Origin of the sequence: Bradyrhizobium sp. SZCCHNRI3052 (assembly GCF_032484895.1) — a bacterium.
In the GTDB taxonomy this organism is placed as follows: Bacteria; Pseudomonadota; Alphaproteobacteria; order Rhizobiales; family Xanthobacteraceae; genus Bradyrhizobium.
Genome location: NZ_JAUETW010000009.1, coordinates 127,346 through 138,809 on the forward strand (window position 1 = coordinate 127,346; position 11,464 = coordinate 138,809).

At 65.2% G+C, this 11,464-nt stretch carries 11 protein-coding genes; 5 read left to right on the forward strand and 6 right to left on the reverse strand.

The window, feature by feature from the left end; genetic code table 11:
- Positions 1 to 73 precede the first annotated feature (73 nt).
- Together QW887_RS23605 and QW887_RS23610 are read left to right on the forward strand one after the other, a co-directional pair.
- The gene (locus QW887_RS23605) at positions 74 to 1,132 is read left to right on the forward strand and encodes a polysaccharide deacetylase family protein (protein WP_316173220.1); all 1,059 of its coding nucleotides are present in this window, start codon (positions 74 to 76) and stop codon (positions 1,130 to 1,132) included.
- Between the two features lie 117 nt (positions 1,133 to 1,249).
- Positions 1,250 to 2,059 (forward strand): SDR family oxidoreductase, encoded by an 810-nt coding sequence (locus QW887_RS23610; protein ID WP_316173221.1) that lies wholly within the window; start codon positions 1,250 to 1,252, stop codon positions 2,057 to 2,059.
- 100 nt (positions 2,060 to 2,159) lie between these two features.
- Here QW887_RS23610 and boxB read toward each other — a convergent pair whose 3' ends face one another.
- The 4 genes from boxB to QW887_RS23630 form a co-directional block, all read right to left on the reverse strand.
- Positions 2,160 to 3,611 (reverse strand): benzoyl-CoA 2,3-epoxidase subunit BoxB, encoded by a 1,452-nt coding sequence (gene boxB / locus QW887_RS23615; RefSeq protein ID WP_315751230.1) that lies wholly within the window; start codon positions 3,609 to 3,611, stop codon positions 2,160 to 2,162.
- Between the two features lie 118 nt (positions 3,612 to 3,729).
- Positions 3,730 to 5,418, reverse strand: a complete 1,689-nt coding sequence (gene boxC, locus QW887_RS23620; RefSeq protein WP_316195071.1) for a 2,3-epoxybenzoyl-CoA dihydrolase — start codon at positions 5,416 to 5,418, stop codon at positions 3,730 to 3,732.
- Positions 5,419 to 5,513: 95 nt separating this feature from the next.
- Positions 5,514 to 6,317 (reverse strand): alpha/beta hydrolase, encoded by an 804-nt coding sequence (locus tag QW887_RS23625; protein WP_315751226.1) that lies wholly within the window; start codon positions 6,315 to 6,317, stop codon positions 5,514 to 5,516.
- A 135-nt stretch (positions 6,318 to 6,452) separates the two neighbouring features.
- A complete protein-coding gene (locus QW887_RS23630; protein ID WP_316173222.1) occupies positions 6,453 to 7,991 on the reverse strand; it encodes a benzoate-CoA ligase family protein in 1,539 nt (512 codons plus the stop codon).
- Positions 7,992 to 8,100: 109 nt separating this feature from the next.
- Here QW887_RS23630 and QW887_RS23635 point away from each other — a divergent pair, with 109 nt between their 5' ends.
- From QW887_RS23635 to QW887_RS23645, 3 genes are all read left to right on the forward strand, one after another.
- Complete coding sequence (locus tag QW887_RS23635; protein WP_315717131.1) at positions 8,101 to 9,021, forward strand: helix-turn-helix transcriptional regulator; 921 nt, start codon at positions 8,101 to 8,103, stop codon at positions 9,019 to 9,021.
- A 132-nt stretch (positions 9,022 to 9,153) separates the two neighbouring features.
- The gene (locus QW887_RS23640; protein ID WP_315717130.1) at positions 9,154 to 9,507 is read left to right on the forward strand and encodes a PilZ domain-containing protein; all 354 of its coding nucleotides are present in this window, start codon (positions 9,154 to 9,156) and stop codon (positions 9,505 to 9,507) included.
- A 3-nt stretch (positions 9,508 to 9,510) separates the two neighbouring features.
- The gene (locus QW887_RS23645) at positions 9,511 to 9,765 is read left to right on the forward strand and encodes a hypothetical protein (protein ID WP_316173223.1); all 255 of its coding nucleotides are present in this window, start codon (positions 9,511 to 9,513) and stop codon (positions 9,763 to 9,765) included.
- 12 nt (positions 9,766 to 9,777) lie between these two features.
- Here QW887_RS23645 and QW887_RS23650 read toward each other — a convergent pair whose 3' ends face one another.
- Both QW887_RS23650 and QW887_RS23655 read right to left on the reverse strand, forming a co-directional pair.
- The gene (locus QW887_RS23650) at positions 9,778 to 10,146 is read right to left on the reverse strand and encodes a hypothetical protein (RefSeq protein WP_316195164.1); all 369 of its coding nucleotides are present in this window, start codon (positions 10,144 to 10,146) and stop codon (positions 9,778 to 9,780) included.
- A 104-nt stretch (positions 10,147 to 10,250) separates the two neighbouring features.
- The gene (locus QW887_RS23655) at positions 10,251 to 11,456 is read right to left on the reverse strand and encodes an agmatinase family protein (RefSeq protein ID WP_316195073.1); all 1,206 of its coding nucleotides are present in this window, start codon (positions 11,454 to 11,456) and stop codon (positions 10,251 to 10,253) included.
- Positions 11,457 to 11,464 lie beyond the last annotated feature (8 nt).

Genomic DNA, 11,464 nt, shown 5'->3' on the forward strand with positions numbered 1-11,464 from the left:
ACCGCAGGCTAAGGTTTTCTTCAATCATTCGTCGGTAACCTTGTCCCGACACTCACCGGGCCGCATATTTCAGATGAGGCGATTTCGCAAAACCTTTATCCGTGCCGGCCTGGAAGCGCTGTATCTGAGCGGCGCGCATGTCTGGCTGCGCCCGATCTTCTCGGGCGTGGGTGCGATCTATACGCTGCATCATGTGCGGCCGCCCCGCGACGCCGATTTCCAGCCCAATTGTCACCTCGAGGTCACGCCGGATTTCCTGCGCGAGATGTTGTCGCACCTGCGCGACCACGACATCGAGATCATTACCCTCGACGAGTTGCACAGCCGACTGGTGGCGAAGGACTTCTCGCGCCGCTTCGCCTGCTTCACCTTCGACGACGGCTATCGCGACAATCGCGATTTCGCGCTGCCTGTCATGCGCGAGTTCGATGCGCCGTTCACCATCTATGTGACGAGCGATTTCGCATCGGGACTGGGTCGGCTCTGGTGGGTGACGCTGGAGCGGCTGGTCGCCAAGACTGACGCGATCGACATCGAGATCGGCGGGCTGTCGCTGCAGCTCGATGCATCGACGCCGGCCGCCAAATGCGTGACGTTCCAGCGCCTGCACGACTGGCTGCGCGCACTGCCGGGCGAGCACGACGTCCGGCGTGAGATCAGCGCGCTGTGCGCGCGCTACGACGTCGACGAGGCCTCGATCTGCCGTGAGCTCTGCCTGTCCTGGGACGAGCTCCGGGCGCTGTCGACTGAGCCGCTGATCTCGATCGGCGCGCATTCGATCAGTCACTGCAATCTCGCCAAGCAGACCGAGGAGACGGCGCGCATCGAGATCGCCGACAGCCGTGCTCGAATCGAGAACGAGTTGCAGCGGCCGGTGCTGCACATGGCCTACCCCTACGGCGACCGCGCCGCCGCTTCCCAGCGCGAATTCGTGCTGGCGGCCGCGAGCGGCTACAAGACCGCCGTCACCACCCGGCCCGGCATGATCTTCGCGGAAAGCGCCGATCATCTCACGGCCCTGTCGCGCGTCTCGCTGAACGGCCATTACCAGCACGCCCGCGTGCTGCCGGTGCTGACCTCGGGCGCGGCCACCGCGATGTGGAACGGCTTTCGCCGCATCGACGCGGCATAGCCCCGCCATAACGTTGCCCTCCGATTGAATTGCGGCGAATTCGTGCGACTGCGTCTCACTTGACGTGCTGGCGCGTCCCGCTCACAAGCGCGCATGACATAAGGAAAGGGAGGCTTCATGCTCAGGAACTTGTTCTCACTCGAAGGACGCGTCGCGCTCGTCACCGGCGGCTCGCGCGGCATCGGCAAGATGATCGCATCCGGCCTGCTCGCGCATGGCGCGGCGAGGGTCTACATCACCGCGCGCAAGGCCGGGCCCTGCGAGGCGACCGCCAAGGCACTGACGACGGAATATGGCGGCGAATGCGTCGCGCTGCCGATCGACATTTCGACGATGGCCGGCATCGAGACGCTCGCGGGCGAGATCAAGAAGCGCGAGCCCAAGCTCGACATCCTCGTCAACAATGCCGGCGCAGCATGGGGCGCCGACTTCGACGAATTCCCGGAGAGCGGCTGGGACAAGGTGATGAACCTCAACCTCAAGACGCCGTTCTTCCTGACCAAGGCGCTCGCAGCTCCCTTGCGTGCGGCGGCCAGCGCCGAACGGCCGGCAAAGGTCATCAACATCGCCTCGATCGACGGCATCTTCGTCAACCCGCTCGAGACCTATTCCTATGCGGCGAGCAAATCCGGCCTGATCCATCTGACGCGGCGCATGGCGGCCAAGCTGATCAAGGACCACATCGTGGTGACCGCGATCGCGCCCGGACCGTTCAAGTCCGACATGAACAAGGCCGCGCGCGACAACGCCGACGAGGTCGCCTCGCGCGTGCCCGCTGGGCGCATCGGCACCGACGAGGACATGGCTGGCACGGCGATCTTCCTCGCCTCGCGCGCGGGCGACTACGTGGTGGGGAATACGATCGCGGTCGATGGCGGCATCGTCTACGCGAACCCGGGCATTCCGGGTGCGGGATGGGACAGCTGAGAAGGGCGAATAGCGAATAGCGAATAGCGAATAGCGAATAGCGAATAGCGAATAGGCTACTTCCCCTATTCGCTACTCGCAACTCGCTATTCGCCTCTCATCAAGTCTCGATCTTCACGTACTCGAAGTCACCCGGCTTGTTGTCGATCCCGACCTTCGGGGGCGCGATCCACGAGGCGTATTCGCCGATCTCGGTGACCGGCTTCATCAGCGAGGAGATGTAGGCGCCGTCGTCGGCCGACGGCAGCCAGTCGCCCTTGCGCTTCGCCCACGTGCCCTCGTCGATCAGGATGCCGTCGGGCGTCGCATGGACGTCCTTGAACTCGCCGATGGCGCGGTGGAAGGCGGTATGCGGCAGCTTGAGCTGGAAGTCGTAGCCTGCGGTCGTGATGATCTTGTTCCAGCGCAGCAGGCCCTTGACGCAGTCCTGCGAATAGTCGTCGCGCAGGCGCATGTTGAGCGCGGTCAGCGCCGGCTCGTCGACCCGCTTGATCTCGCCGTCGACCAGCTTGAGCACCGGATAGGTCGAGTTCTTGAGCTGGTGATCGTCCTGGATCTGGGTCTCGTGATAGCGGCCCTTGATGCCGGCATTGAAGGCATTGGCCGCGTTGGTCGAGACCTCCGAGCCGAACAGGTCGAGCGACAGCGTGTAGTGCAGGTTCAACTTCTTCTGGATGGTCGGCAGGTCGATCACGCCCAGCGCGCGGACCTTGGCGATGTCGGTGGGATCGTCGATCCCGGCCTCGCGCATCGCCTCGACCGTGCGCTGGATGACGCGGCCGACGCCGGTCTCGCCGACGAACATGTGATGCGCCTCCTCCGTCAGCATGAAGCGGCAGGTGCGCGACAGCGGATCGAAGCCGGACTGCGCGAGCGAGTGCAGCTGCATCTTGCCGTCGCGGTCGGTGAAGTAGGTGAACATGAAGAACGACAGCCAGTCCGGCGTCTTCTCGTTGAAGGCGCCGAGCATGCGCGGGCTGTCCGCATCGCCCGACCGGCGGCGCAGCAGCTCGTCGGCCTCCTCGCGGCCGTCGCGGCCGAAATATTTCTGCAGCAGGTAGACCATCGCCCAGAGGTGACGGCCCTCCTCGACGTTGACCTGGAACAGGTTGCGCATGTCGTAGAGCGACGGCGCCGTCTTGCCGAGATGGCGCTGCTGCTCGACCGAGGCCGGCTCGGTGTCGCCCTGGATCACGATCAGGCGGCGCATCAGCGCGCGATATTCGCCGGGAACCTCCTGCCAGGCCGGTTCGCCATAGTGCTCGCCGAACGGGATCTTGCGATCCTCTTCCTGCGGAGCCAGCAGGATGCCCCAGCGATAGTCGGGCATCTTGACGTAATCGAACTTCGCCCAGCCGCGCGGATCGACCGAATAGGCCGTGCGCAAGTACACCAGCGACTGCTGGAAGCCCTCGGGGCCCATGTCGTTCCACCAGTCGACGTAGCCGGGATGCCAGCCTTCCAGCGCCTTGAGGACCTGGCGGTCCTCGGCGAGATTCACGTTGTTCGGAATCTTGGTCGAGTAGTCGACGTTCATGATGTTCATGTTCATGGCGTGCCTCCCTGAAATCTTCCCGGTGGTCATGCCCGGCCTCGTGCCGTGCATCCACGTCGTTCGTGTCGATTAGCTCGCGGATGGCCGGGTCAAGCCCGGCCATGACGGATGATAACTACACGCGCGTCATGTCATATTGCGGCCGCTCGCCGGTGCCGTAGCGCCGGAGTGCGCCCTCCTCGCCGACCGCGTTGGGCCGCTGGAAGATCCAGTTCTGCCAGGCGGTGAGGCGGGCGAAGATCTTCGATTCCATCGTCTCGGGGCCGGCGAAGCGCAGATTGGCTTCGAGACCCGTGAGGCTGTCGGGCGAGAAGCTGGCGCGCTCCTCGAGGAAGACGCGGATCTCGTCCCCCCAATCGATGTCATCCAGCGCGAAGGTCACGAGGCCGAGCTCCTCGGCCTCATCGGCTTCGAGCGGCTTGCCGACCTGCTCACGCACACGCGCGAGATCGGTGGGATCGGCGAGGAAGCGCGACTCCAGCCGGGTCAGGCCGTGACTCATCGGATAGGGCCCGAAATTCATCGCCGACAGTTCGATCGCCGGCGCCGGGCGGTTGTCGCCCTGGATGGTGCCGATCAGCATGTAGGAGCGGTCGGAAGCGAACACCAGCTCGGCGAGCGTGCCGGCGAAGCAGGAACCGGGCTCGACCAGCGTGACCAGCGTGCGCGAGGTGACGTCGATGCGCTTCAGCACCCGCTTCCAGTAATGCCTGACCTCGTTGACCAGCCAGTGCGCCTTGTTGGCCTCAAGGAACGCGTCATGCGCGAGCACCTGGGCGCGATCGCCATGCGACTTGAACACCAGCATGGCGATGCCGAGCTCGTTGATGCGCAGATGCAGGATGGCGTCATCGAGTTCGCGCGCGACCTGCAGCGGCCAGAAGGAAGCGCCCTGCCCGATCATGCCGTCGATGTCCGCAGGTGGCGCGGCCTCGGGAGCCGAGATGGTGATCGTGGCGATGCGGGCCGTGCGGTCGATGTCGACATTGACGAAGCCGTAGCGCACGCTCGACGCATCGATGACGCGCTTCAGCGGCGTCAGCGCGACGCCCTTGCCGCTGCCGTTGCGCTTGGAGGCGGCTGCGAATTCCTTGGCGCGCTCGGCCACCTTGGCATCGACCTTGGAGTTCGGCGCGATCTCGTCGACGAGGCGCCATTGCACGGCGCGCTTGCCCTTGACCCCCTCCTCCGTGGTGCAGAACGCGTCCGCGCGATCGCGGCGGACCTTGCGCTTGTCGACGACGCGGGTGAGACCGCCGGTACCCGGCAGCACCGCGAGCAGCGGCACTTCCGGCAGCGACACCGACGACGAGCCGTCATCGGCGAGGATGATGTGATCGGTGGCGAGCGCGAGCTCATAGCCGCCGCCGGCCGCGGTGCCGTTCACCACGGTGATGAAGCGCTGGCCGGAATTCTCGGATGAATCCTCGAAGCCATTGCGGGTCTCATTGGTGAACTTGCAGAAGTTCACCTTGTGGGCGTGGGTCGCGCCCGCAAGCATGCGGATGTTGGCGCCGGCGCAGAACACGCGCGGCTTGGCCGAGCGCAGCACCACGACCTTCACTTGCGGGTGCTCGAAGCGCAGCCGCTGCACGGCGTCGGCGAGCTCGATGTCGACGCCGAGATCATAGGAATTGAGCTTGAGCTGGTAGCCCTCGAACAGGCCGCCATTCTCGTCGACGTCCATGGCGAGCGTCGCCACCTCGCCATCGATCGAGAGCTTCCAATGTTTGTAGCGGGAGGGATCGGTCTGAAAATCGATGAACGTCTTGCCTCCCGCGAGCACGCGGTCTTCCCCGGCCATGTGTCACCCTTCGTTGGAGTGCTTATCGTTGAGATGCACAATAATTCATGTTATGGCTGTCGTCTACGACAAAAAGCCGAAACATGCACTTTGTTTCATGTTCGTGATGCCGGGGCCGGCAAGGTCGCGGCCGCGAACTCGGCAATGACCCGCAAGGTGGCGTCCGGCGCCTCGCGATGCGGGGAATGGCCGGTGTTGGGCAGCATCGTCACCTCGACCGGGCAGTAGCACTCCTCCTGGATGGTCTCGACCTGGCGGATGGTGCCGTACTGGTCGTCGACGCCCTGGATCACGACCACGGGAACGCGGATGTAGGCGAGGTCGCCGGTGATATCCCAGGCCCGGAATGCCGGATCGAGCCAGGCGCCGTTCCAGCCGTAAAACGCGTTGTCGACGTCCTTGTGCCAGCGGCCGAGCTTGGTGCGCAGTTCCGTGGTTTCGTAAGTGGTCTTGATCGCGGCGATCGACGACACAGAGATGTCCTCAACGACCACATGCGGCGCGATCAGCACGATGCCGTCGAGGCGATGGTCGGCGTGGCTGCCCCCGTAGATCGCCGCGATCGACGCACCATCGGAATGGCCGACGAGAAGACCGCGCTGAAAGCCGATTTGATCGAGCAGCTTCGGCAGCACATCGCGCGCCTCGCGCTGCATGTAGTCGAGCGGCCGCGGCAGAGACACCGGGCTGGAGGCGCCGTAGCCCGCGCGCGAATAGACGAACACGGAAACGCCGGTGGCTTGCTGGAGCTTGTCGGGAAAGTCGCCCCACAACCCGACCGAGCCGAGCCCTTCATGCAGCAGCACGATGCACGGAGCGTCAGAGGGCTGCGGACCGATCAGGCGATATTCGAGATCGGCGGAATCGATGGTGAGGAAGCCGTTCGATGAAAGCTGCACGGGTCACTCTCTCCTTCGTCATGCCCGGCTTGACCCGGGCATCCACGTCTTTCCTGTCGAGGCGGAATGGATGGCCAGGTCAAGCCCGGCCATGACGACAACCAAGAGTAGGACCACTCCGAGAGTGGGGGCCAACTACTGACCCGCTCCCTCACGCAGCTTGAAGCGCTGGATCTTGCCGGTCGCGGTTTTCGGCAAGGACTCCACCACCTCGATCCAGCGCGGATATTTCCACGGGCCGATCTTCTGCTTGACGTGTTCCTTCAGTGCCTCGTGCAGGGTCGAGCGATCGACGCTCGGGCGCAGCACGACATAGGCCTTCGGCTTCAACAGCCCCTCCGGATCGGCTTCCGGCACCACGGCAGCCTCGAGCACCGAGGGATGCGTGATCAGCGCGCTCTCGACCTCGAACGGCGACACCCAGATGCCGGAGACCTTGAACATGTCGTCGGAGCGGCCGCAGAAGGTGTAGCGCCCGTCGGCGTCGCGGACATATTTGTCGCCGGTGCGCGTCCAATAGCCCTCGAACGTCGAGCGGGTCTTGTGGCGCTGATTCCAGTAGCCCTCGCCGGCGGACGGTGCATGCACCAGCATCTCGCCGACCTCGCCGTCCGGCACGTCCTGGCCGGCCTCGTTGACAAGACGAACCTGATAGCCCGGCACGGGGCGCCCCGATGAGCCGTATTTGATGTCCCCGGGCACGTTGGACAGGAAGATGTGCAGCAGCTCGGTCGAGCCGACACCATCGAGAATGTCGACGCCGAACCGCGCCTTCCAGGCATTGCCGACCGATTCCGGCAGCGCCTCGCCGGCCGAGGTGCAGATGCGCAGAGCGCTGCCGGCCTTCTCATGGCGCAGCGACTCATCGTGCAGCATCGCGGCGAACAAGGTCGGCACGCCGTAGAAGATGGTCGGATTGTAGCGGTTGAGGAGCTTGAACATCAGCGCCGGCGTCGGGCGCTCGGAGTTGAGGATCGTGGTTGCGCCGACCGACAGCGGGAAGGTCAGCGCATTGCCGAGGCCATAGGCGAAGAACAGCTTTGCGGCTGACAGACAGACATCGCTCTCGCGGATGCCGAGCACTTGGCTGGCATAGGTCTCGGCCGTTGCGGCGAGATTGCCGTGCAGATGGCGCACGCCTTTGGGCATGCCGGTCGAACCGGATGAATACAGCCAGAACGCAGGCTCATCCTCGTGGGTCGCGACCGTGTCGAACTGATCGCTCTCGCGCGCGAGCTCCTCGGTGAGCAGCTTGTGGCCGAAGGCATTGGCGCCGGACACGACGACGCAATCGAGATCCGGCATCCGGCCGACAATGTCCTTCACCACCGGATACAGCGCCTCGGACACGAACAGCACGCGGGCGCGGCAGTCGGCGAGCACATACGCGTATTGTTCAGAGGTCAGCAGCGTGTTGAGCGGCACCGGGACGACGCCCGCGCGCATGGCGCCAAGAAACACCGCGGGGAAATCCACCGTATCGAGCATGATCATCGCCACGCGCTCCTCGCGGCGGACGCCAAGGCGGCGCAGCATGTTGGCGACGCGGCAGGTCTGCTGTTGCAGACCGCGATAGGTCAGCTCCGAGACCGTGTCCGTGTAGGCGAGCTTGTCGCCGCGCCCCGCCTCGACATTGCGGTCAAGCAGCCACGATACCGCATTGTACGACTTCACGGCATTCTCCCCGGATTTTTGAATTATAATTCATACAAGGCCACCAACATCGCTTGCTGTCAATCCTCCCCGGCATTATGTTTCCTACTCAAAAGAGTGCCTCAGGGATATGACGCCACACAGCGATGCCCCGCGCGACGACGGCCAGTCCGCGGCCGAGACCGATTTCCTCGACCAGCTGGGCCAGCGGGTGCGGCGGATGCGCGGCCTCGCCGGCATGTCGCGCAAGGTGCTGGCCGAGGTCTCCGGGATTTCCGAGCGCTACATCGCCCAGCTCGAGAGCGGCAAGGGCAATGTCTCGATCGTGCTGCTGCGCCGCATCGCCAACGCGATCAACGCGCCGCTCGACGACATCATCCCCGGCGGCGAGCCATCGCCGGACTGGCCGGTCATTCGCGATCTCCTGAAGAAGGCGAGCCCGAGCCAGATCGCCGAGGTCAAGGAGCTGCTTGCCGGGGGCGCATCGGCGCCGCTGCGGCGTTCGTTCTCAGGCATTGCGTTGATCGGCCTGCGCGGTGCCGGCAAGTCGACGCTCGGCAAGATGCTGGCGGAGCGGATCGGCTGGAGCTTCGTCGAGCTGAACAAGGAGATCGAGCGGCAGAACGGGCTTTCGGTTGCCGAGATCATCGCGCTCTACGGCCAGGAAGGCTTTCGCCGCATGGAGCAGGCCGCCCTGGTGCAACTGCTCGCGCGCAAGGAGCCGATGGTGCTGGCGACCGGCGGCGGCATCGTCTCCGAGCCGGTCACCTTCGACCTGATCCTGACCTCGTTCTACACCATCTGGCTCAAGGCCGAGCCGGAGGAGCACATGGGGCGCGTGCGTAAGCAGGGCGACCTCCGCCCGATGGCCGACGACCGCTCGGCGATGGCCGAGCTGCGCAACATCCTGGCGAGCCGCGAGCCCCTGTACGCGAGGGCCAATGCGGTGGTCGATACGGCGGGACTGTCGGTCGAAGCGGCGGCCGCACGGCTGGGCGAAGCCGTGAAGCCGGTGCTGACTGGCGACGCCCGGATGTTCGCGCGGGCGTGAGACGTCGTGCGACTTCGATCGCGCCGCAAGCGTCCGGTACGCATTAACCACCACCCACATTTCAATACCGGCGAGACTCGCCACACACCCTCCGATTGATTAATCAATCGTTAAGTCACTGGAGGACGTGGGATGCAAAATCGTCGTCGCGAGGCTCGCCAGCGCGTCTACTATGGCGGCGTGCTGACCTTCAATTCAGGCTGCTCGACGCTGGCCTGCGTCGTGCGCAATTTCAACCACCGCGGCGTCAAGGTCGAGCTCGAGGGCAGCGTGCTGCTGCCGGACCGCGTCGAGATCAGCATCGAACGGCGCGGATGGTCACGACCGGCGCAGATGGTGTGGCGCGACGGCGCGGGCGCCGGCCTCGCCTTCCTTCACGACGATGGCGAGGTGATCGATCTCGAAACGGCGCGCGCCTTGCGCCTGCAGGAGCGCGCCAACAGGCAGCTCAAATCGCGCCTTGAGCAATTGCTCTCGGGGCACTGAGCAATGTCCGAATCCTCGCAAGAGCACGATGACTGGCTGATCGCCTCCGATGCGCCGCCGCCGGTCGCGGCGCGCGCCGCCGAGCGCCCGCGATCGCACTGGCTCCGGCGCGTCACGCTGCTGCTCGCCGCCCAATATGTCATCGTGCTGGTGATCGGCGTCGCGGCGGCCTCGACCGTGCGCGCATTCGTGCTGCCGGAAGTCACCGGTCGCTTCGAGGCGCTTGCAGCGGCGCTCAAGCGAACGCCGCTGCCTTGAGTTCTGAGCTGGTCACTCGATCTCCCGCAGCTCCGCATAGGTCAGCGGCTTGAGGCTGGCGCCATCGAAATAGACGAAGCGCAGGCGGCGGCGGCGGGAGATGAAGTTCGACGGCAGCGGATCGTAGCGGAAGGTGCTGCCGCCGAGATGCGGGGTGAGGCTGCCGACATCGGTCAGCGCGTCGATCTCGACGCGCAGCAGCTTCAGGCTCGTGCCGTCGCGCAGGATCTCGAACGGGATGCGGGCCAGCCGCAGGAAGCTGGTCGGATCGGGCGCGGCGATGAAGCCGTCGACGAAGGCAGCTTCGACCTTGTCGAGATCGGGCTCGACGACCGGCGCGGGCTTGGCGCCCTCAGGCTGATGCGGCGTCTGCCATTGCACCGGCGAACGGTGGCCGTGCGGATGGTTGTGGCCGGGGCCATGCGTCGGATGGTCGTGGTCGTGATGATGGTCGTGATGGTGGTGATGATGACGCATCGCGGACCTCAGTAGCTGACCGGCTTGTTGATGATATGCTTGTGGCTGCCAAGCTTGCCGTGGGCGACCATCGAGCCGAGCGCCTCGACGACGACACGGACGCCGATCAGCGCGGTGATGTCGGAGGTGTCGTAGGGCGGCGAGACCTCGACCACTTCGAGGCCGCACAGGCCCTCGGCGGCGACGAGGCCGAGCAGCTTGAGCGCCTCGCGCGGCAGGAAGCCGCCGGGCTCCGGCCAGCCGGTGCCGGGCACGAAGCCGCAATCGATGGAGTCGACGTCGAACGAGATGTAGACCGCGTCGGCATCCTTCCAGGCCAGCTCGAGCGCGATCTCGGCGGTCTTCTCCAGCCCGATCTTCTCGATATCGGCGATCGTCAGCACGTTGGTATTGCGCTTGCGCGCGACCTCGACGCCCTCGCGCGGCACCTGCCAGCCGCCGATGCCGAGCTGCACCAGATTGGTCGGCGAGACGTTCGGCAGGTTGGTCGCCCAGTACCAGGGCGTGGTGTGCATGCGCTCATCGAGATCCTTCTCCTGGATGTCGATGTGGCGGTCGAAATGGATGATGCCGATCCTTTTGTCGGTGCACTGCGCGATGCCGCGCACGCAGGGGAAGCCGATCGAGTGATCGCCGCCGAGCATGATCGGCAGCGCGCCGGACGAGAACACATGCGCGACGCCGCGGCTGATCTGGTCAAAGCTCTTTTCCAGATTGGCGGGAATCGTGAAGACGTCGCCGGCATCGCACAAGGTCATCTGCTCGCGCAGGTCGACGCCGAGCTCGTAGTTGTAGGGCGTGTAGAGCGCGGAGATGCGGCGGATGCCCTGCGGCCCGAAGCGGGTGCCCGGCCGATAGGTGGTGCCGGAATCGAAGGGGATGCCGATCACCGCGGCGTCGTATTTGCCGACGTCACGGACGTTCTCGACATACGGCGCCTTCATGAAGGTGTTGATGCCGGCGAAATGCGGCAGCTCGCCGCGGGCGAAGGTCGGGATGTCGCGATCCGTCAGCGTGTCGGCGCCGGGCAGGCCCATGTCGAGCGCCCATTGCCGCTCCTTGCGCCAGCCGTTGGTCGGCAGCTTGCCCTCGGCCTCCAGCGCCTGCCAGCCTTGCGTGGCCATCTTATCGAAGTCCGGATGGTGACGGCGCATGCTCCGGCGCTGCGAGTGCAATCCGGCGCGGCGCGACCGGCGCATGAATGGGAATGACATGAAGACTC

Bases quoted from the DNA above. Each gene is read 5' to 3' on its own strand.
- QW887_RS23605 (WP_316173220.1), top strand. From the start codon at position 74: ATGAGGCGATTTCGCAAAACCTTTATCCGTGCCGGCCTGGAAGCGCTG.
- QW887_RS23610 (WP_316173221.1), top strand. From the start codon at position 1,250: ATGCTCAGGAACTTGTTCTCACTCGAAGGACGCGTCGCGCTCGTCACC.
- boxB (WP_315751230.1), bottom strand. From the start codon at position 3,611: ATGAACATGAACATCATGAACGTCGACTACTCGACCAAGATTCCGAAC.
- boxC (WP_316195071.1), bottom strand. From the start codon at position 5,418: ATGGCCGGGGAAGACCGCGTGCTCGCGGGAGGCAAGACGTTCATCGAT.
- QW887_RS23635 (WP_315717131.1), top strand. From the start codon at position 8,101: ATGACGCCACACAGCGATGCCCCGCGCGACGACGGCCAGTCCGCGGCC.
- QW887_RS23640 (WP_315717130.1), top strand. From the start codon at position 9,154: ATGCAAAATCGTCGTCGCGAGGCTCGCCAGCGCGTCTACTATGGCGGC.
- QW887_RS23645 (WP_316173223.1), top strand. From the start codon at position 9,511: ATGTCCGAATCCTCGCAAGAGCACGATGACTGGCTGATCGCCTCCGAT.
- QW887_RS23655 (WP_316195073.1), bottom strand. From the start codon at position 11,456: ATGTCATTCCCATTCATGCGCCGGTCGCGCCGCGCCGGATTGCACTCG.